This window comes from Leptothoe sp. LEGE 181152 (assembly GCF_032906605.1).
Lineage (GTDB): Bacteria > Cyanobacteriota > Cyanobacteriia > Phormidesmidales > Phormidesmidaceae > Leptothoe > Leptothoe turfae.
The window spans coordinates 96,748-117,076 of record NZ_JASATU010000006.1 but is presented as its reverse complement, the minus strand read 5'-3'; the positions used below and the strand labels follow the sequence as shown (position 1 = coordinate 117,076).

The 20,329-nt window shown below is 47.7% G+C and carries 19 protein-coding genes and 1 tRNA gene; 6 read left to right on the top strand and 14 right to left on the bottom strand.

Annotated features, from left to right (window positions below; genetic code table 11):
• Positions 1 to 17 precede the first annotated feature (17 nt).
• On the bottom strand, positions 18 to 524 hold the full coding sequence (locus QGP82_RS03700) for a response regulator (protein WP_250564831.1): 507 nt from the start codon (positions 522 to 524) through the stop codon (positions 18 to 20).
• A 295-nt stretch (positions 525 to 819) separates the two neighbouring features.
• Here QGP82_RS03700 and lipA point away from each other — a divergent pair, with 295 nt between their 5' ends.
• Positions 820 to 1,731 carry a lipoyl synthase gene (lipA, locus tag QGP82_RS03695; RefSeq protein WP_499057117.1) on the top strand — a complete coding sequence of 304 codons (912 nt, stop codon included), beginning with the start codon at positions 820 to 822 and terminating at the stop codon, positions 1,729 to 1,731.
• 31 nt (positions 1,732 to 1,762) lie between these two features.
• Here lipA and QGP82_RS03690 read toward each other — a convergent pair whose 3' ends face one another.
• Positions 1,763 to 2,263, bottom strand: coding sequence for a DUF3122 domain-containing protein (locus tag QGP82_RS03690; protein ID WP_499057116.1), 501 nt, complete (start codon positions 2,261 to 2,263; stop codon positions 1,763 to 1,765).
• A 115-nt stretch (positions 2,264 to 2,378) separates the two neighbouring features.
• Entirely contained in the window at positions 2,379 to 3,911 is a 1,533-nt protein-coding gene (locus QGP82_RS03685) for a tetratricopeptide repeat protein (RefSeq protein WP_163661245.1), read from the bottom strand.
• A gap of 111 nt (positions 3,912 to 4,022) precedes the next feature.
• Here QGP82_RS03685 and QGP82_RS03680 point away from each other — a divergent pair, with 111 nt between their 5' ends.
• The gene (locus tag QGP82_RS03680) at positions 4,023 to 5,393 is read left to right on the top strand and encodes an MATE family efflux transporter (protein WP_499057114.1); all 1,371 of its coding nucleotides are present in this window, start codon (positions 4,023 to 4,025) and stop codon (positions 5,391 to 5,393) included.
• On the opposite strand, the gene QGP82_RS03675 is transcribed toward QGP82_RS03680, so the two are convergent.
• Positions 5,345 to 5,806: a VOC family protein gene (locus tag QGP82_RS03675; protein WP_163661241.1), complete on the bottom strand. Its 462-nt coding sequence runs from the start codon at positions 5,804 to 5,806 to the stop codon at positions 5,345 to 5,347. The genes QGP82_RS03680 and QGP82_RS03675 overlap by 49 nt on opposite strands.
• A gap of 107 nt (positions 5,807 to 5,913) precedes the next feature.
• On the opposite strand from QGP82_RS03675, the gene metH reads away from it, so the two are divergent.
• Together metH and QGP82_RS03665 are read left to right on the top strand one after the other, a co-directional pair.
• Positions 5,914 to 9,582 (top strand): methionine synthase, encoded by a 3,669-nt coding sequence (gene metH / locus QGP82_RS03670; RefSeq protein WP_163661239.1) that lies wholly within the window; start codon positions 5,914 to 5,916, stop codon positions 9,580 to 9,582.
• 461 nt (positions 9,583 to 10,043) lie between these two features.
• A complete protein-coding gene (locus QGP82_RS03665; RefSeq protein WP_006517217.1) occupies positions 10,044 to 10,406 on the top strand; it encodes a c-type cytochrome in 363 nt (120 codons plus the stop codon).
• 219 nt (positions 10,407 to 10,625) lie between these two features.
• Here the strand turns inward: QGP82_RS03665 and nuoK are convergent, their stop codons facing one another.
• The 8 genes from nuoK to QGP82_RS03625 all read right to left on the bottom strand — a co-directional run bounded on the left by nuoK (position 10,626) and on the right by QGP82_RS03625 (position 17,449).
• A complete protein-coding gene (gene nuoK, locus QGP82_RS03660; protein ID WP_006517218.1) occupies positions 10,626 to 10,931 on the bottom strand; it encodes an NADH-quinone oxidoreductase subunit NuoK in 306 nt (101 codons plus the stop codon).
• Positions 10,932 to 10,976: 45 nt separating this feature from the next.
• Positions 10,977 to 11,585, bottom strand: a complete 609-nt coding sequence (locus tag QGP82_RS03655) for an NADH-quinone oxidoreductase subunit J (RefSeq protein WP_163661237.1) — start codon at positions 11,583 to 11,585, stop codon at positions 10,977 to 10,979.
• Between the two features lie 86 nt (positions 11,586 to 11,671).
• Complete coding sequence (gene ndhI / locus QGP82_RS03650) at positions 11,672 to 12,277, bottom strand: NAD(P)H-quinone oxidoreductase subunit I (protein WP_163661235.1); 606 nt, start codon at positions 12,275 to 12,277, stop codon at positions 11,672 to 11,674.
• A 4-nt stretch (positions 12,278 to 12,281) separates the two neighbouring features.
• Positions 12,282 to 13,400, bottom strand: a complete 1,119-nt coding sequence (gene nuoH, locus QGP82_RS03645) for an NADH-quinone oxidoreductase subunit NuoH (protein ID WP_163661233.1) — start codon at positions 13,398 to 13,400, stop codon at positions 12,282 to 12,284.
• A 285-nt stretch (positions 13,401 to 13,685) separates the two neighbouring features.
• Positions 13,686 to 14,879 (bottom strand): citrate synthase, encoded by a 1,194-nt coding sequence (locus QGP82_RS03640; protein WP_163661231.1) that lies wholly within the window; start codon positions 14,877 to 14,879, stop codon positions 13,686 to 13,688.
• A 205-nt stretch (positions 14,880 to 15,084) separates the two neighbouring features.
• A complete protein-coding gene (gene sixA / locus QGP82_RS03635; RefSeq protein WP_499057111.1) occupies positions 15,085 to 15,600 on the bottom strand; it encodes a phosphohistidine phosphatase SixA in 516 nt (171 codons plus the stop codon).
• A gap of 119 nt (positions 15,601 to 15,719) precedes the next feature.
• The gene (locus tag QGP82_RS03630; protein ID WP_163661228.1) at positions 15,720 to 16,889 is read right to left on the bottom strand and encodes a DHH family phosphoesterase; all 1,170 of its coding nucleotides are present in this window, start codon (positions 16,887 to 16,889) and stop codon (positions 15,720 to 15,722) included.
• A gap of 56 nt (positions 16,890 to 16,945) precedes the next feature.
• Positions 16,946 to 17,449: an HNH endonuclease gene (locus QGP82_RS03625; protein ID WP_163661226.1), complete on the bottom strand. Its 504-nt coding sequence runs from the start codon at positions 17,447 to 17,449 to the stop codon at positions 16,946 to 16,948.
• Between the two features lie 108 nt (positions 17,450 to 17,557).
• On the opposite strand from QGP82_RS03625, the gene alr reads away from it, so the two are divergent.
• On the top strand, positions 17,558 to 18,760 hold the full coding sequence (gene alr, locus QGP82_RS03620; RefSeq protein WP_499057107.1) for an alanine racemase: 1,203 nt from the start codon (positions 17,558 to 17,560) through the stop codon (positions 18,758 to 18,760).
• Between the two features lie 15 nt (positions 18,761 to 18,775).
• Positions 18,776 to 18,864, top strand: a tRNA-Ser gene (locus tag QGP82_RS03615).
• 21 nt (positions 18,865 to 18,885) lie between these two features.
• Here the strand turns inward: QGP82_RS03615 and QGP82_RS03610 are convergent.
• Positions 18,886 to 19,449, bottom strand: coding sequence for a peroxiredoxin family protein (locus QGP82_RS03610; RefSeq protein WP_499057105.1), 564 nt, complete (start codon positions 19,447 to 19,449; stop codon positions 18,886 to 18,888).
• Positions 19,450 to 19,501: 52 nt separating this feature from the next.
• Positions 19,502 to 20,107, bottom strand: a complete 606-nt coding sequence (locus QGP82_RS03605; RefSeq protein WP_163661220.1) for a peroxiredoxin — start codon at positions 20,105 to 20,107, stop codon at positions 19,502 to 19,504.
• Positions 20,108 to 20,329 lie beyond the last annotated feature (222 nt).

Genomic DNA, 20,329 nt, shown 5'->3' with positions numbered 1-20,329 from the left:
GCCAGGTGGCATGTTTTTTACCGAAGCTTCTGCTTGATGAAGGCCAAAATCTTGGCAGTCTGATTTTTGAGCGTAGCGACTTCCTTTTGTAGGGTGGCGACCTGCTGTTTCAATGCAGCGATTTCAGCAGCACTTTCGCCACTGGCAGCGGCAGCGGCGGCAGGCGCAGCAGCGGCAGTACTTATTGGGCGTACCTTACGCGCTTTTACCATGGAAGCTTTGATGGCTTCAATGAGTTCTTTTTGCTCAAAAGGCTTCTGAATAAATTCAAAATATTCGAAAGGGCCTTGAATTTTTTCGGTAACTTCTTCCCGACGCCCTGACATCAGTACGAGGGGGATCTTTTGTAGCTCTGGAGAAGCTTGGATTTCTTGGAATACTTCCCATCCACTCATCCGTGGCAGTAAGAAATCGAGCATGATCAGGTTAGGCTTTTGGTTGCGAATGGCTTCTAACCCTTCAACGCCATCAGTGGCTTCAATCACCTCGAAGTTGCCCTGGGGCAACATATCCCGGACGCGCATGCGGATCACTCTGCTATCATCGATAACTAAAATCTTATGACTTGCTGCCACGACTAACTCCTAATAAATAGATAGCTACAGTTTAGGTAGGGGACGTTGCTGATACGCTTCTGACTCAGCAACGGTATAAAGCAATGTTGCCCAGGTCGGCAACGATGTAAGTCTGATCCTGACTAGTTTCTAAGAATCATATAGGATCAAAAAGGCTATAGAACGCTGCTATTAAGTCACCATCGTGTCTATGCTCACGTAATGCCGAGGATACCCAAGTCTACTTAGACAAGCTGATTGTGTCATGGAAAGTTTATCTCAAATGCGTTCCAGCGGTACTGCTAGGCCTGAGATTGTTCAGATGCCTGATTGGTTAAGGCGACCAATCGGTCGGGCTAGCGAACTGTCGACGGTTCAAAAAATTATTAAACAGAGACAGATCCATACGATTTGTGAGGAGGGGCGATGTCCTAATCGCAGTGAGTGCTACGCAAATAAAACAGCCTCATTTTTGTTAATGGGGCCTACATGCACTCGTTCCTGTGCATTTTGTCAGGTTGATAAAGGTCATGCTCCCATGCCCCTCGACCCTGAAGAGCCTCAAAAAGTGGCCGAATCGATTAAATTACTAGGTCTCAAATATGTGGTGCTGACATCGGTGGCGCGGGATGATTTGCCTGACCAAGGTGCGGGCTGGTTTGTGGCAACTATGACGGCTATTCGTTCAGTGAGCCCAGATACCCAAATTGAGTTGCTAACACCTGACTTTTGGGGTGGGCCTAACTCTGCTGAGAATCAGCGGCAACGGCTAGCGATGGTTGTGGACGCTAGGCCCGCTTGCTTTAATCACAATGTGGAAACTGTCGAGCGTTTGCAGGATCCGGTGCGACGGGGTGCTAAGTATCGTCGATCGCTAGAGGTTCTGCGTTATGTGAAGGAACTGGATGCGTCTATTCCCACTAAGTCTGGTCTTATGCTGGGCCATGGCGAAACCGAAGATGAGCTGGTACAGGCGATGAAGGATTTGCGAGCTGTGGGCTGCGATCGCATCACCCTCGGCCAATACATGCGCCCATCCCTAGCTCATTTACCCGTTCAACGCTATTGGACCCCCGATGAATTTGACCACTTGGGCACAATTGCCCATGACCTGGGCTTTTCCCAGGTTCGCTCCGGTCCATTGGTGCGCAGTTCCTACCATGCCGGTGAAGAATAAACCGGAAGATGGGCATTGCCCACCCTCCGGTTTATTCGATTGTTTGCGCCGCCAATTCCCGCCATTCTTTAACTGCATAGGGCGGCACAATTATTTCGCTAGGAGCTTTTCCCTGTAACGGCACCGCTAAGGTTAACGGAATTGCCTTTTGCAAGTTGTCCATTACAGGGGTGAAATCGTACTGATTGGTGTTGTCGGGTAAAGCGGGTGTCGGCGGATCAAGCTTAGGGGTGGCCTGCCACTCCAAGGCAGTGCCCGTGTTGATGGTCAACGGTTTTTTGGGGTCGACATCGGCAACACCAGGGAAGCCCACCAGACGCAAATATAGGCCGTCTAAACCATCGGGACGATAGCGCTTGAACAAAATCGCCTGCCATGAGTGGTCGTTGCGATCGCGAAGGCTTTGTTGCGATCGCAATGTGGTTTGGCCAGGGCGCTCGTGATACACATGTACCGAGGCTAAGGCTGGAGGTGCAAGCAGAAGAAACTGCAAGCAGAGACAAATGAAAATACCAATCAGCTGCCGAACCATAGAATGTCGTGAAATATCCCTTTTAGGATAAGTCGAATTCATTTGGGTGCAGAATTGATTAATCATTGTCGGGAGGTTCCATGGAACCTCCCGACAATGATTTTGCCTATGGTTTCTATAGTTTGTTTAAGGCATCTAACACTAGCCGATAGCGGTTGGCTTCATTATTGGTCAGGTAAAGGCTGCCTGCTTTCTCTAGGTCAGTAACTGCCGCACGTCTGTTACCCATCCGAGCATTGGTAATGCCACGGTAATAAAACACATCTGCGTCTAAGACATTCGCTGCAATCACTGCTGAGAAGTCAGTGTATGCGCTCTGGTAGTCGCCTGAGTCATAATGCATGCGCCCACGGCTAGCATAGGCACTCCAATAGGCACTATTCAGATTGATAGCAGTGCTGTAATCGCTCAAGGCGCTAAAGCTGTCACCTAAATCAGCAAAGGCGTCACCACGATACTTATAGGAAGGTGCATGCTCAGGCTCCAGAGCCAGAGCTGCTGTATAGTCGCTAATGGCAGCCTGTTGCTCTCCAGCCTCTAAATATGCATTACCTCTTCTATAGTAGGCTTCAGCAGAGTCAGGAGACAGTGCTAATACCTTCGAAAAGTCGTTAATGGCATCTGCTGTATTATTTGATGATGCAAAAACTTGCCCACGAACCAGGTAAGCATCAGCATTGCCAGGTTCTAAGGTCAGCACTTGATTGAGATCTGCAACTGCTGCTTGGGGGCGAGCCTCAGAAATGAGGGCGAAGCTGCGGTTGTAGTATGCTTCGACATTGTCTTCATCAATGTCGATGGCTTCGTTGAAATCCTGTAGTGCTTCTCTGGTGTCACCAATGGTGTAGTAGGTAGCACCGCGATTGATGAAGGTGGCTGCGTTATTATCATCCAGCTCAATGGATTGCGTGAAATCACTAATGGCACTTTCTGGACTGTTCAGTGCTTTGAAAACTAAGCCTCGATGGAAGTAAGCCGATGCATTGCTGGGATCGAGTCGAACCGCGTCATTTAGGTATTCCAAAGCAATTTGCTGATTCCCTTGTTCAGACGCGATCAGGCCAAGATAAATGTAAGCATTGGCCGATTCAGGATCTGTTGCAATCGTGCGCTCAAAATCTGTAGTTGCCAGATCCGTACGGCCCAGGTCGTAGTAAAGGATGCCGCGATTGAGATAGGCTGTGCTGTAATTAGCATCAATTGAGATCGCCTGGTTATAGTCATTGAGGGCAGCTTCTGTATTTTCTAAGCGGGCGAAGGCAGCACCCCGAAATAGATAGGAAGGTGCAAAATCAGGTTTTAGATTGATAGCTGCGTTGAACTCTTCGATGGCGGCCTCATCATTGCCATCTTGGTAGTCTTCTAATCCTTCATTAAAGCGGTCTAGGTAATTTTCAGTGACGGGCTCTTCTGCCGCTGGTTCGTCCTCAGCAGCTTCCTGATCTGGGAGAATATCTTCTTCTGGTAAAACAGGCTCTATAAACGCTGGTTGGACTTCAGCTGGAGCCTCGGCGTCAGTATCTTGAAAGAGCGTTTCTTCTTCAAATGTTTCAGCTTCGGTGGTGGCAACGGATTGAGCCATGCCCGCGACCGTAGTACTACCGAAGAAAGCAAATGTGCTCAGAAGGAGCAGAGCAAATCGGTTCATAATCATGTCTCTTAACCCCGTATCTGCATGCGTTTACTAAAACTTACCCAGAGTCGGGACTAGAGTTTCTACTTAACCAATAATTGTTGATATGAGTGGGGGTATTGAAAGTTGGGAAAACCTTTTTGGTTAGGGGGCTTTAGCAAACTTGCGATCGCCAACATCACATCGAATCTGATGGTCCCCCTCGCCGGGTTGATCGACACTGCATTTCTCGGACACTTGGCCGACATTCGCCATCTAGCGGGTGTGGCCCTGGCAACGGTGCTGTTTAACGTTATCTACTGGAGTTTTGGCTTTTTGCGCATGGGCACCACTGGCCTCATTGCTCAATCGGCGGGGCGAGGTGATCGCACAGAGCAATGGCGTGTGGGTCTAAGGGCGCTGATGGTGGCCTTAACCATGGGCTTGTTGATTCTGCTTTTGCAAACTCCACTGCGGGTGTTAGGGTTTGCTATTCTCCAGGCCGATGCGGATGTGCTGGATGCTGGTTTGGCCTTTTACCAGGGGCGCATCTGGGGGGCACCAGCGGTGCTCATGAACTATGTGTTGCTGGGTTGGTTGCTGGGGTTGGGCCAGGGGCGGCGAGTTTTAGCCCTGGCTGTGGTGGGTAATGGGGCTAATATCCTGCTCGACTATTGGATGATTGTTCGTTTGGGTTGGGAGAGTCATGGGGCTGGGCTGGCCACGGCTTTGAGTCAGTACGCCATGCTGCTGGTGGGTGGCATAGTGCTATTGCGGTCATTACCCTGGGCTCAAATTTGGCAGCAGCGTCTGAGTCTATGGAGTCGTCATGCTATATCAGCTTTATTTCGCCTAAATCGCGACATTATGGTGCGTACCTGGGCATTGCTGGTGAGTTTTAGCCTGTTTACAAATCTCAGCGGAGTGATGGGTACGGATACCCTTGCAGTCAATACGCTGCTGCTACAGTCGCTCATGCTCGTCACCTACTTTCTAGATGGGATTGCGTTTGCAACTGAGGCCTATGCTGGCCAGTTTCATGGTCAGGGAAAATCGTCTGAACTCAGGGCTTTGGCTAAGATTGGGAGCGGTATCAGTGTGGGATTGGGGGTGGGAATTGCGATCGCATTCATCACCTTTCCTCAAGTTCTCTTTGGTCTGCTGACCGATCACCAAACCGTATTAGCCCAACTAAATCACTATGTTATTTGGCTGCTGCCCGTGTATGGCTTTGGAGCCATTGCCTTTATGTTAGACGGCTATTTTTTAGGCCTAACCTCTGGCACTATTCTGCGAAAGTCCACTGTTTTGGCAACGTTCTGTGGCTTTCTACCATGGGCGTTAATCGCCTATTGGCAGAACAGTCCCCATTGCCTATGGCTAGCTATGGCCTCTTTTATGGCAATCAGAGCCATGACCTTAGCCTGGGCGGTGCCTGGTAGTTGGCAGCCTAGAGCCGAAGCGTCACCCTATTTAGGATCGCAGCGAATTTCCAATAAAAAACCATCTGGGTCGTAAAAATAAATGCCGCGCCCAGTGGGTCTACTCACAGGGCCATGGTCGATCGCGACCTGATTCTGTTGGAGCAGCTCAACGGCTTGATTAAACAGCTCAGGGGCGATATCAAACGCCATATGATTGGCCCGAGTAAATTGCTGAGTTGGATCCGGATTGGGAGGTTCTAAGTCCGGTTCACCGAAGAGATCCAGGATAGTGCCATCGGGTAGACGAAAGTTAGCCACTTTACCCTGGGCAACAAGTGTTACCAGGGTCTCAGGCACCTCATCGCCTGTGAGCTCATGTAGCCCTAGGATTGAACCATAAAAATGACGGGATGCAGCCATGTCTTTGACGTTCAGGGCAATGTGATGGACCCCTCGGAGGGTATTCGGCAGCAGTCCTGTGCCCCGTCTGTCAATCGATAATGTCATACCAATGCACCAGATTGCGCTGGGTTCTACTTTACTGCCAATCTATTCATCAATAAAACCGATAATAATGGGTATAGTCTCCGCTTTGTTCAACTGCTTTGACATCTATGAATAGTGCTTTCCTCGAACGTCTGCATAGCCCTGCACGGCCCGTACTTGTCTTTGATGGGGCTATGGGAACCAATCTGCAGGTCCAGGAATTAACCGCCGATGACTTTGGTGGTTTGGAGTATGAGGGCTGCAATGAATATTTGGTCGTCACCAAGCCTGAGGCGGTGGCAAAGGTCCATCGTGACTTCTTAGCTTCAGGGGCAGATGTGATCGAAACGGACACCTTTGGAGGTAGTACGTTTGTCCTGGCAGAGTACGGATTGCAGGATAAAGCCTACGACCTGAACAAAGTGGCGGCAGAATTAGCCAAGGCCTGTACGGCTGAGTTTTCGACACCTGAGAAACCTCGCTTTGTAGCCGGTTCCATGGGGCCAGGTACAAAATTGCCCACATTGGGACACATTACCTACGATGAGCTACTTGAGGCATTTACTGTTCAGGCAGAGGGCCTATACGACGGTGGTGTAGATCTATTTATCGTCGAGACTTGTCAGGATGTGTTGCAGATCAAAGCAGCCCTGAATGCGATTGAGGCTGTGTTTGAAAAGAAAGGTGCCCGGTTACCGCTGATGGTGTCGGTGACCATGGAGACCACTGGAACAATGCTGGTGGGCTCTGATATTACAGCAGTGGTCAGTATTCTGGAGCCCTACCCTATTGATATTTTGGGGCTGAACTGTGCTACAGGCCCAGACCTGATGACGGAGCACATTAAGTATTTATCAGAAACCTCTCCCTTTGTGGTTTCCTGTGTGCCAAATGCGGGTCTACCAGAAAATATCGGTGGCCATGCCCACTATAAACTCACCCCGATGGAACTGCGGATGGCGCTACATCGGTTTGTAGAAGATTTTGGTGTACAGGTGATTGGTGGTTGTTGTGGTACACGTCCTGACCACATTGCTGCACTGGCGGAGATTTCCCAGGAGTTGTCTCCAAAAGACCGAGACATTCGCTTGTCCCCGTACTTAAATGGAGCGATGGGATCTTCCCTAGCTTCTCTTGGGGCAGGGGGCGAGAAGATTATGCGCCCCGCCTTGAACTATTCACCTGCGGCGGCTTCGATTTATGGGGCGCAACCCTATGAGCAGGATAATTCGTTCTTGATTGTGGGCGAACGGTTGAATGCGAGTGGTTCCCGTAAGGTGCGGGAACTATTGAACGAGGATGATTGGGATGGGTTGATTGCGATCGCAAAACGCCAGGTTAAAGAAGGTGCCCATATCCTCGACGTCAACGTAGACTACGTGGGTCGCAATGGCGAAGCGGATATGCACGAGATTGTGTCTCGTCTTGTGACTAATGTCACCTTGCCCCTCATGCTAGACTCCACCGAGTGGACAAAAATGGAGGCAGGGCTAAAAGTTGCAGGGGGTAAGTGCATTCTTAACTCCACAAACTATGAAGACGGTGACGAGAGATTTTTCAAGGTTCTAGAATTAGCCAAAACCTACGGTGCGGGTGTTGTTGTTGGCTGTATTGACGAAGATGGCATGGCCCGTACTGCTGAGAAAAAGTCCCAAATTGCGCAGCGTGCTTATCATGATGCTCTCGAATACGGCCTGCCACCCCATGAGTTGTTTTTTGATACCCTAGCGCTGCCGATTTCCACTGGTATTGAAGAAGATCGAGAAAACGCAAAAGCCACGATTGAGGCGATCAAACAAATCAAAGAAACGCTTCCTGGCGTTCACTTCATGCTCGGAGTTTCCAATATCTCCTTTGGCCTGAACCCGGCAGCTCGTATCACCTTAAACTCAGTGTTTTTACATGAGGCTATGCAGGTCGGTATGGATGGCGCTATTGTCTCAGCTGCCAAGATTTTGCCTCTGATTAAAATTGACCCAGAGCATCAGAAAATCTGTAAAGATCTCATCTATGACAACCGAGAATTCGATGGTGAAATTTGCACATACGATCCCCTTGGAGAGCTAACAACCCTATTTGAAGGGGTCACCACCAAAGATGCCCGCTCGTCCGCATCCCTTGCTGATTTGCCCATCGAAGAACGCCTGAAACAACACATTATTGATGGTGAGCGCATTGGCCTTGAAGAGGCATTACAGATTGCTTTAGATACTCCCTATGAGCCATTGCAGATCATTAACACTTTTTTGCTCGACGGCATGAAAGTTGTGGGTGAACTCTTTGGATCTGGCCAAATGCAGTTACCGTTTGTTCTGCAATCAGCTCAGACCATGAAGGCAGCGGTGGCTTTCCTAGAACCACTCATGGAAAAAGAAGACGGTCAAGATGATAGTGGCAAAGGTAAGTTCCTGATTGCCACAGTCAGGGGAGATGTACACGATATTGGTAAAAACCTAGTGGACATCATCCTTACTAACAACGGTTATAAGGTCATCAATCTCGGCATTAAACAAACTGTTGATGCCATTGTTGCCGCCTATGAAGAACATCAGCCAGACTGTATAGCCATGAGTGGATTGTTAGTGAAATCCACAGCCTTTATGAAAGAGAACCTGGCTGTATTTAATGAGAAGAAAATTTCGGCTCCTGTGATTTTGGGGGGTGCTGCCCTGACGCCTAAATTTGTTTATGGTGATTGCCAAGATACCTACAACGGTCAGGTCATATATGGTAAAGACGCATTTGCCGATCTTACTTTTATGGATCGACTCATGCCTGCGAAGAAAGAAGAATGCTGGCAAGATGACGAAGGTTTTACAGGTGACTACGCTCAATATAATCAGAAGGGGCGCAAGGCCATTGAACAGGCAGAAGCTGCTTTAAATGGAGGTGCTGATAAAAGAGAGAAAAAGAAAGAGCCTGAAGTGATTGATACCAATCGCTCTGAAGCAGTTGATATTAATATTCCTCGTCCGACTCCACCCTTCTGGGGGACAAAAATCCTCAAGCCTGAAGACTTTGATATGGATGAACTATATTGGCATCTTGACTTACAGGCATTATTTGTGGGTCAGTGGCAGTTTCGAAAACCTAAAAATCAAACACGCGAAGAATATGATGTGTTTCTAGCGGATAGGGTTCATCCCATCCTGGCGGAGTGGAAGCAAAAGGTGAAAGAAGAAAACCTACTGCATCCTCAGCTCGTCTATGGTTACTTCCCATGCACGGCTGAGGGCAATTCGGTGCATGTTTACGAGCCTGCTGTCATCGAGCAGGGACTCACCCCTAACGATGCAGAGCCCCTCTTTACCTGGGAGTTTCCTCGGCAGAAGTCCATGCGCCGTTTGTGCATTGCTGATTTCTTCTTACCTAAAGAACAGAATCAGTTTGATGTCTTCCCAATGCAGGCAGTGACTGTGGGCCAGATTTCTGCAGACTATGCCCGCCAGCTATTTGCAGAGGATCAGTATACCGACTATCTCTACTTCCATGGCCTGGCCGTCCAGGTGGCTGAGGCCATGGCGGAATGGTGCCATGCGCTCATCCGTAAAGAGCTTGGCTATGGCGATCAAGAGCCTGATAGCATCCGCGATATGTTGGCTCAGCGCTATCAGGGAGGTCGCTATAGCTTTGGTTATCCGGCCTGTCCTAATGTGGCAGATCAGGCTAAGCAGCTGGCAATACTGGGCGCTGACCGCATCGGCATGACCATGGATGAAAGCGAACAGCTATATCCTGAGGAATCTACCACAGCGATTGTGACGTATCATCCAACCGCGAAATACTTCAGCGCATAGTGGTAATGATGAACAAAAAGTGTAAATCCGCAGGTAGGTATGTCCCATTTGCTGCAGCCATTCATTGAGGGTCAAAACCAATGACTAGTGAAGTATCAAAGCTAAAAATTTGGATTCTGTATTGATATTGGTAAAGAGTGCTAGTGTCAGTCATGCTTTTAGGGCTATAGGGTAAAGAGCCGCTCTTCATCCCTGTTACTCTTGGCTCTTCACCAAGAAAATTGCTCAGGACACATCTATCGTGTGCCCACTGATTTGGCACAAGTAATGTCAATCTTAGTCGGTATTTTGCAAGCTGAATAGTGATGAATCTTGATAATACTGCCCACCTTTTCTGGCCGACATTACAAAAACGTAAGATGTGCCATGTTGTCTATCGCCATGGCCAAGACCCTATTTATAGTGGTTAATACGCTGGTCTTTTACCAAGACAGTCTAATTTGTTGAGAGAACTAATCAGAATGAGAGCAATTTTGACTGCAATTCTGGCGATCGTTGCCAGTATCGTTTTGACAATGCCTGCTTTTGCAGACGATACCTATGTAGGTGATGTAGCTGCAGGGGAGAAAGTGTTTACCAATACCTGTGCTACGTGCCATGCGGGAGGCAACAACGCTATCGTATCCTCCCAAACATTGAAGCAGGAGGCTCTAGAACAGTATTTGTTTAACTATCGCCTTGAGCATAACGTTGAGGCGATTGTTTATCAGGTTGCGAATGGTAGAGGTGCCATGCCCGCGTTTCAAGGGCGTATTAGCGATAAAGCGATCGCTGATGTTGCGGCTTATGTAAAAGCTCAATCTGAGAGTGGCTGGCCAGAGTAGCGTTACTCGCCACATAAAGAGAGGTTGTCTCGCTCGTTATTGGGATAGTAGCCTCTCTTTATAGCGTGACGAAGACTGAAGCAAGTGTTGGCGCAGCCGCCTCTCCCTTTGGAGATAGCATTCAGCAGCTTGCTATAGATTTATTTCTATAGATAAATCGTAAAAAGTGCCCAGCCATTATTATGGCTGGGCACTTTTTAGTTCAATTGAGAAGTAAACTTACCACTTCAGCAAATTGAATTGCTCCATATCGACTGTGTCGCGGTTGCGGTAAATCGACAGCACAATGGCAAGACCTACAGCAGCTTCAGCCGCAGCAATCGTAATCACAAAGACAGCAAAGACCTGGCCCTTGATTTCAGCTGGGTCCAGGTAATTAGAAAATGCCATTAAATTCAGGTTTACGGCATTGAGCATTAACTCAATCGACATGAGTACTCGAATGACGTTTCGGCTTGTGACTAGCCCATAAATACCTACGCAAAAAAGCGCAGCGGCAAGAATCAAAAAGTACTCTAGTTGCATGGATTAACTAACTTCTTCTTATGGATAACTTGACGCAGGTTTAATCTAACTGTCCTGAGTGTCGCTGCCAGCAGCTACTAACTCACGAGGACGTTCAGGTAACGTTAGCACTTTAGGCTCGTCAGCAGGCTCATAATCCGGCACATATTCACGACGTGCCAGAATAATGGCTCCCACCAAGGCCATTAATAGTAGTACCGAGGCGAGTTCGAACGGTAGCAGAAAGTCACTAAAAAAGTGCTGACCGATGATTTCAATGGATGCTTCACCAGCTGGCGCTGCTGAAGAGAGCTGCCAGGATGTGGATAGCACCATGGAACTCAGTAAGCTAAACAATCCGATGCACACAGCACCTGTTGCAGCTTTACCAAGCCAAGCATTGGACACGGGTTGAAAATCTTCCCGCTTATTTACCAGCATAATCCCGAACAGAATCAGGATATTGACTGCACCTACATAAACCAGGACTTGAGCCGCCGCCACAAACCCTGCATTTAGCAAGATGTAAAGGCCTGAAATGCTGATAAATACCAGACCCAGCAAAAATGCTGAATAAACAATATTATTAAGCAGCACTACGCCCAGGGCTGCTAATAACATCAAGGCACCAAGGATGCCTAGGGAAACAAATTGTACGCCTTCTGCTAAGTTCACTACTACTCCGGTTATCTAGGCTGCTATTTGCTTGGCTGGTGGATAATTTGTCCTAACATCTTTGGACAAATTATTTAGTCAGCTGCTTACTCAGTCTTCGCTGGTTTAGAAGCTTCCAGTTCTTCCAAGATCTCTTGTGGTAGTTTACCAGCGCGCCGAGACCCTTCAGGTAATTCATGGGGATCCATAACACCCTTGGGTAGGTAGGCCAGCTCACGCATTGGTGTCACCATGGGATCATCAGTGACTTTGTAGGGCAAACGACCTAGAGCAACGCTGTCATAGTTGAGTTCGTGGCGGTCATAGGCGGCCAACTCATACTCCTCAGTCATGGAGAGACAGTTGGTAGGGCAATACTCCACACAATTACCGCAAAAGATACAAACGCCAAAATCAATGCTGTAGTGGTCCAGTACCTTCTTCTTAGTTGATTTATCGAAGGTCCAGTCAACAACAGGCAAATTGATTGGACAAACACGGACGCAAACTTCGCAAGAGATGCACTTATCAAACTCAAAGTGGATACGACCGCGATAGCGTTCAGATGGAATTAGCTTTTCGTAGGGATATTGCACCGTCACAGGACGACGCTTCATATGGTCAAACGTGACTGATAGACCTTGACCGATATACTTAGCGGCTTGGACGGTCTCTTTGGCGTAGTCACCAACCTGCTTTAGAAAGTTGAGCATTGTTTTACCCTCCAAACGCAAATGGAAATGCGAGCTTGAGCGCTGCTGTTAGTAGCAGATTAACCAGGGCCACTGGCAGTAGAAATTTCCAGCCTAAATCTAGAAGCTGGTCGATGCGTACGCGAGGCACAGTCCATCGTAAAAGTACGGCGAGAAATACTAAGAAATAAGCCTTAATTAGGGTCATCATGATCCCTAAAGCGGCAGTAATTACCTGTAGCCAAGGGGTGGTTTCACTAATCCCTAAACCATCAGCCATAACTTCAACAGGAATCGGAAAACTCCATCCGCCCAGGTATAGCACTGACACCAACATGGCTGAGAGGACTAGATTAACGTAGGAGCCAACATAAAATAGGCCAAACTTCATACCGGTGTATTCAGTTTGGTAGCCAGCTACAATCTCTTCTTCTGCCTCTGGTAAGTCAAATGGTAAGCGTTCGCATTCTGCCAGGGCTGCAATCCAGAAAAGGATAAAACCAACAGGCTGTCGCCAGATATTCCAGCTGAGAATGCCATAGCTTGCTTGCTGGTTGACAATGTCGATGGTGCTAAGGCTATTGGACATCATTACCACAGCCAGGACTGCTAGCGCTAAGGGGATTTCATAGCTAATTGACTGGGCTGTCGCTCGCAATCCTCCTAGTAGAGAATACTTATTGTTTGAAGAATACCCGGCCATCAGTAAGCCGATGGGGGTAACACTCGAAAGGGCAATCCATAGAAAGATGCCTACACCTAAATCGGTAATCACCATGTTCTGCCCAAAGGGCACAACCAGGTAAGACACAAAGACAGGGATAACGACCAGGGCTGGACCCAAAGTAAATAAAATTGGGTCTGCTTGGGCTGGATTAATATCTTCTTTGAATATAAGTTTGACGCCGTCCGCTGTTGCTTGCAGCGCGCCCAGCGGACCAACATATTCAGGGCCAATTCGCTGCTGGGCCGCAGCTGAAATTTTTCGCTCTAGCCAAACGGCAATAAAAATGCTGACGGTCGCAGCGATGAGAATTAGTAACATCGGCAGCGGCATCCAAACCAGCTTAGCTACAGCTGGGGGTATTCCCAGTGATACCAGTATTTGAATGAAGCTCTCTTGCAGGTTAATTCCAGAACTCATACCCAACTTAAATAGATGGAGTGGAGGGCCTCAGGGCCAATTTCCCTAATGATTCTAACGCTTAATATGTCTTCAAAGGTGAAATAACTGAGTTGGTACTAATAGGAATTACTACTCATGGTTATAGATTAAACATTAGTCATTCCTGGTGATGCATACAAAAACCCCCCTTGATATGTATCAAGAGGGGCTGGAGTTCCTGAAAATCGTCACTGATATCAGTTTCGTTGGATTTATCAGTATTGACAAGAGGGGTGATGCCCATCACAGGGGGAAAATACCGATTTATACGGATCCGTTGCGCACAGCTGACGGAGACTGAGCCTTTTTATCCCAAAGGTGCAGACGCTCTGTCACGTTTATGTATGCTTGGTTGTGAGGACCAGTATAAATTTGTGTTGGTCGAAAAATTCGATTTTCAGCCAACTGCTCTTTCCAGTGGGCGAGCCATCCAGCGGCACGTGCGATCGCAAATATTGGTGTAAATAAGTCAGTCGGAATTCCCAACTTTCGGTAAACCAGTCCCGAATAGAAATCTACATTTGGGTATACGCCCTTTTGTCCTAGACGTTCCGTGACAGCTGTTTCCAGTTCTAAGGCAATTTCGTAATATTCATCCTGGCCAAACTTCTCAAAGAGTTGCTCAGCCAGCTTTTGCAAGATAACCGCCCTTGGATCCTTAACTTTATAGACCCGATGGCCAAAGCCCATAATCTTAGCTTTACGGGCAATGCAATCATCTACAAAGGGGCGTACATTATCCACCGAACCAATCGTTTGAAGCATGGCGACGACTTCTTCGTTCGCACCGCCATGGAGGGGACCAGCTAGTGTACCCACTGCTGAAGCCACCACAGCATAGGGGTCAGTGAGTGTAGAGGCTGTGACCATTGCCGAAAATGTAGAGGCGTTGATCGTGTGCTCAGCATGCAGCGTGAGACATACATCAAAAATTCGGGCTGCTAAGGGGTCTGGTACCTCCTCATTCAGCATGTACAAAAAATTTGCTGCGTAATCGAGATCATCCCGAGGTTGAACCGGATCATTTCCCTTCCGAATCAGCTTAAATGCGGCCACCATGGTGGGAATTTTAGCTAATAAGCGGACCACGGCAGCCTGGATATAGGCCGGATCCTCTAACGCTCGCCGGGAGTAAAATAACCCTAAGGCGGCTGCACATGCCTGTAATGCATCCATGGGATGGCCGCTCTCAGGAAAGCACTTCATCATGTCGCGGATGCGATACTTCAACCGGCGATGATGTTGAATCTCATCCTTAAATAAATCCAGTTCTTGCTTGGTGGGTAGGCCTCCCCAGATAAGTAAATAGGCCGTTTCTAAAAAGGTACTTTTTGGGGCTAACTCTTCGATACGAATGCCTCGGTATTCTAAGATCCCTTCCTGACCGTTTACGTAACTAATGCTTGATTCTGTCGCGGGAATTCCCTCTAAACCAGGGCGATATTCGCATAGGGTCATTGTCAGTCGTCCTACCGCTGCTCTCTTTTATTCCTTAAGGATATCGAGAAGTGGTCTATTCATGCATTTTCCCTGAGAACAGGTAAGCTTTCTTTGAAGAAAACTAGTCCCCGATGGCCGCAATTTGGCCACAATTGCATCCACCCATCGACTCATACACATTTGATAGTAGGCAAACTTACGCCACAGAGTAATCGTCTGCTCATTACAAAATTAGGCGAGGTGGAGCTAGCCAAAATAGCTGACTATTGCCAATGGCGCTTTGTGCATCAGGCAAGGTCAGTCCGATGATACCTGCTTTTTTAAAGACCCAGCGATCATTGCTATTTCCTTGAACCAATTGCTGTGCCCATTGGCTAAGGTCCGGTTTGTGGCCAACTAGTGCCAGGCTCTTAGGAACCTCTGACTGCCAACTTTCCAACCAACTTAACCAATTTTGTAAACAGCCCTCGGGAGCCAGTGGAGGAAATAGCTGATAGTCCAAGGCAAGCTTTGCTTCACATAGGATCTTTGCCGTTTGGACTGCCCGTACCAACGGACTGGTGAGCAACATGTCAAAATGCAACCCAAGGCTCACAAGTCTTTGAGCAATCTTCTGGGTTTTCTGAATGCCTTTATCAACTAAAGGGCGCTGATGGTCATCAACATAGGTACCTCGTTCGGCTGCAATGCCATGGCGAATAAAGTACACCTGAGTTGCATATTTAGAAGACAATTCCATTTTTTGCCGTTACTGATTTAGAGGATGGATTGATCGGTAAAACTTTCTAACAGCCTAAATTTGACAGATAAAACCATCCTGAGGATCAGCCATGCTCAGTTTTTAAGCGCTACGTAAATTTAATCTGGATTCATAACCCCGTCTTTTGGGTTAATCAATTTCATGAGCTTTTGCTTAATCTGCACATCAAATACTTCCCATTTCAATCGATTGTAAGCGCCATTTTCATAAAAGCCAGATAAGAAGCCTACAGGTACTTCAAAGCCTCCCGCCATAGAGCGACCACCGCCAAAAAAGCGTCCTTGGTCGTCGTGTCCAAAGGCTTCTTTAATAAACTCATCCGGGTCAAGGGTGATTTTACTGGTGCGTAAGGAGCCAATAACGACTTCTCGTTCATCGTCCTCATCGTGGACAATGCCATAGACGACGGCTGTATGGACGTCTTCTTCGGTAAGCAGAAAGTCTGTGGCTTGAGGGATTGCATCACGGTCTTCGTATCGCAGGTAGCCCACACCTGAAATTGAGACACTGTTTTGAATATTGCGATTACGCAGCGATCGTTCAATGACATCCATGGCTCGTTTAGAGCGGGAGGCTTGGAGAATGGCACTTAGCAATTGGGCATCGCAATACTGACTAAGGTAAGCAGCTGCCATAAAGTCTGCTTCTGCAGCCTGCATTAATTGTCCTGTATCTGAACGTAAACCGTGCATTAAGGCCGTAGCACACTTAACGTGTTTGCTATTGCTACGGTCGAGATCTAACAGCCCTGCCTGGAGATACTGGGTCAAAATCGTAGCGGTTGCCCGAGCCTCTGGACGAATATCAGAAAATTCTGCCTTGGTTTTACCCTGGAGCGTATGGTGGTCAATCACAACTAAAAGAGGTACTCCTGCGGTGTTGACCTGTTCTAATAACTGGCTAGTAGTGCCCTGGGTGTCAACTAATACATAGCCTGCATACTGGGATAAATCCGGTTTTTTTTTGCTGGGCCAGCGTTTAGCGGGAAGGTTAGTTAGTTTAACTAAAGCAATATTTTCTTGATGGCTAAGGGTACCTGAATAAAAAATATCGCAATCGACATCGTAAGTAGCTGCAATCAATTGATATGCCCAGGCTGAAGACAGGGCATCGGGATCTGGAAAATCTTGAATTAAAACCAGCTGTCGGCTACCAGCATGGGTAATGAGCAAATGGCGTAATGACGCTGCGGGGCCATCGCTGAAATCCACGTTTGGCCTATAACTCGTGTGATTAGAAGATTTAAGCAATGCGTCTTGGGAGGCCATTCACAGAAAGAATTAGGTTGAAATCAGAGGAGAGCAGTGGGGGAATGTTCGGTCAATTAACCGGTAAGGCCAATGACATATTTACGCCATTCCTGATGGGCATCTCCACGCGTGTGGCGAGCAATTTCAAAGTAAAGGCTGCTGTGGGGCTTACGCGGTGTAATCCGCAGAGGCATTCTAGCCTCTTTTGGAGTTCGATTACCTTTTTTGACGTTGCAACGTACACATGCTGATACCATGTTTTCCCATACTTCTTTTCCACCGCGAGAACGAGGGATCACATGGTCTAGCGTCAGGCCATCACCTGCATAGCCACAGTATTGGCAGGTATGATTATCGCGATAAAGCAGATTCCGACGAGTTAAGGGGATTTCTTTGTAGGGAATGCGAACGTAGTGACGCAGTCGAATAACTGTGGGTAGAGGAAAATTCGCGTATATTGAGCGACCATTATGTTCCACAGTTTCGGCCTTGCCCTTAATAATCAGCACAATGGCACGTCGCCAACTTGTGATGTTCAAGGGCTCATAAGAGGCATTTAAGACTAGAACCTTGCTCATTGAGGTTCATATAAAACTTGTGATTTGATACTAACACAGGTCGCTTGAATGCCTTGGTTCTTGCGATACTGTGGCCGTGGTGTGCTTTTTCAGTAAAGGAGATGCAACATGCTGAGGTGGGAAGATACCCCAAGTGTTGCAGCCATGCGATGTTCGCGGGCTTGGGTGGAGATTAATTTGGAGGCAATCCACCATAATGTGCGCCAGTTTCGTTCATTATTACGGCCCACAACTGATCTAATGGCTGTAGTGAAAGCTGATGCCTATGGTCATGGTGCAATTGCAGTGGCTCGGACTGCTTTGGCGGCAGGGGCGACATGGTTAGGTGTAGCAACCGTGCCTGAAGGCATTGAACTACGGCAAGCGGGTTTAACCGCACCTATTTTGGTGATGGGTGCCTTGCATGATGCTGAGGAGGTAAGGGCGCTAGCTCGCTGGCAGTTGCAACCTACAATCGTCACACCTAAACAGGCGCTTGTGTTTGCGACAGCGTTAAGCGATGCTTGTTTGCCCTTGCCAGTACATATCAAATTAGATACGGGGATGTCGCGGCTTGGGTTTGATTGGCAGCGGGCATTGGAGTTTGTGGAGTTTGTTAGTGGGCTGCCTGCGTTACAGATAACAAGTATGTATTCCCATTTTGCAACAGCTGATGAACCGGATCCGACGGAAATGCGACGTCAGCATGAGCGTTTTGAGCGTGCGATCGCAACCCTTGAAATGCATAATCAACTCCCTGCACGCCTGCATTTAGCGAATACAGCAGCTACCCTCACCGATGCCGATGCCTTGCAGTACGATATGGTGCGCGTAGGTTTGGGGCTATATGGTTTGGCACCAGCACCGCATTTACAGTCGTTGCTTAACTTGCAACCAGCCTTAGAAGTTAAAGCGCGTATTACCCATATCAAGAAAATTTCTGCTGGTGCTGGCGTTAGCTATGGGCATCGTTTTGTGGCTAAACGCCCAATGACCATTGCCGTTGTAGGTATTGGTTATGCTGATGGTATTCCTCGTCAATTATCCAACCAGCTGACTGTGTTGATTGATGATCAGCCTGTTTGCCAGGTGGGTTCTATCACGATGGATCAACTGATGTTAGATGTGTCAGATATCCATGGTCTGACGGAAGGCGACATCGTCACATTGCTTGGAAATTCTACCTCCCACCAAATCACTGCAGATGATTGGGCCAATCGTATTGGGACGATTTCTTGGGAGATTCTATGTAGCTTTAAACATCGGTTGCCAAGAATTATGACAAGAAATCGCACTAGAAGGCTTTACCCCGCTGAAGATAGCTTGTTATAATGCAGCTCTGACCTTGGAGAGGTGGCTGAGTGGTTGAAAGCGGCTCCCTGCTAAGGAGTTATAGGGCGTAAGCTCTATCGAGGGTTCGAATCCCTCCCTCTCCGTTTTAATCTGGTAACTTCAACCTAATGGCTCGCGTTGTGGACAGCCCACAGTAAACGCTCTGAGCTTGCGTTTGGATGAGCAAATGAAAATAAGTGCTGAAATGTGAGACGTCCTGAGCGATCTACTACAAATTGTGCCGGTAAAGGTGCCCCCAACGCCTGGCCCGTACCATATTGGCGAAAAATACTACAGCTAGAATCCACTAAAAGTGGCATCTCCAGCCCCAGATCCCTGTGCACGATTTTACTTTGACGCATGTCAGTGCTAGTGATCATGAGCACTTCCGCACCTAGCTGGTCAAACTTTTTGTAGGTTTCGACCATCGACATAATGTGTGGATAGCAGAAGGGACAGTACTGTTTTTCGGTAAAGATACGTGTAAACGCCAGAACGACCACTGATTTTTGGCGATAGCTAGAAAGTTTAATAGACGCTCTTTGCCCCACCATGGGTAGATCAAAATCAGGCAGAGTCTGGCCTACTCGAAACTTGCTAAATGCAGGTAGCGGTAAAAAATTCCTAAAAAAACGCTGACTAATGACCCCTCGAAAATCCGTGGAGGTCAGTTTGAAAGCTGCAGTCATTGATACCTAAAAGGTGAGATGAAAACGGTTAGCTGTCGGTTGGACGATGCACCTAAATCGAAGCAAAAAACTCTTTGGACTTCACAGGATCAGGCGTCATCGTTTTTTCGCCTGGCGTCCATCCTGCTGGACACACTTCATCAGGGTGTGATTGTACATGCTGAATTGCTTGTAAAACTCGCAATGTTTCATCGACGCTACGGCCAAAGGAAAGGTTATTGATGGTAGAGTGCTGCACAATTCCATCCTTATCAATGATGAACAAACCGCGCAGGGCAACACCAGCTTCGGGCTCTAGTACATTGTAAGCAGCGCTAAGCTCTTTCTTGATATCGGAGACCAGGGGATAGGACAAATCTCCCAAGCCACCCGCTTTACGCTCTGTCTGAATCCAAGCCAAATGAGAAAACTCACTATCCACTGAGGCCCCTAATACTTCTGTATTGAGAGCCGTGAATTCATCGTAACGGTCACTAAAAGCTGTAATCTCAGTAGGGCAAACAAAGGTGAAATCTAGTGGATAGAAAAAGAGTACAACGTACTGACCACGGTAGTCAGAGAGTTTAATCGTCTTAAACTCTTGATCAACTACGGCTGTTGCAGTGAAATCAGGAGCAGGCTGACCAACACGCAGGCATCCTTCCACCGGGGTACTCATCCGTTTGTCTCCAACAAAAATCTAGTTAACTAACATACCAGCAATACGGGCCTATTGCTCAGCTACCGGAGACTACTCAAAGCGCAGAGCAGAATGTAAACAACATTAAATTCCCCGAAAACCAGAGCATCGGTTTGGCTTACTTGGTAGGGACTCCCTAACAAAGAGTGTATCAAGTGAGCGTAGCCTCTTTAGACTACCGCGATATATCAAATAAGAAAA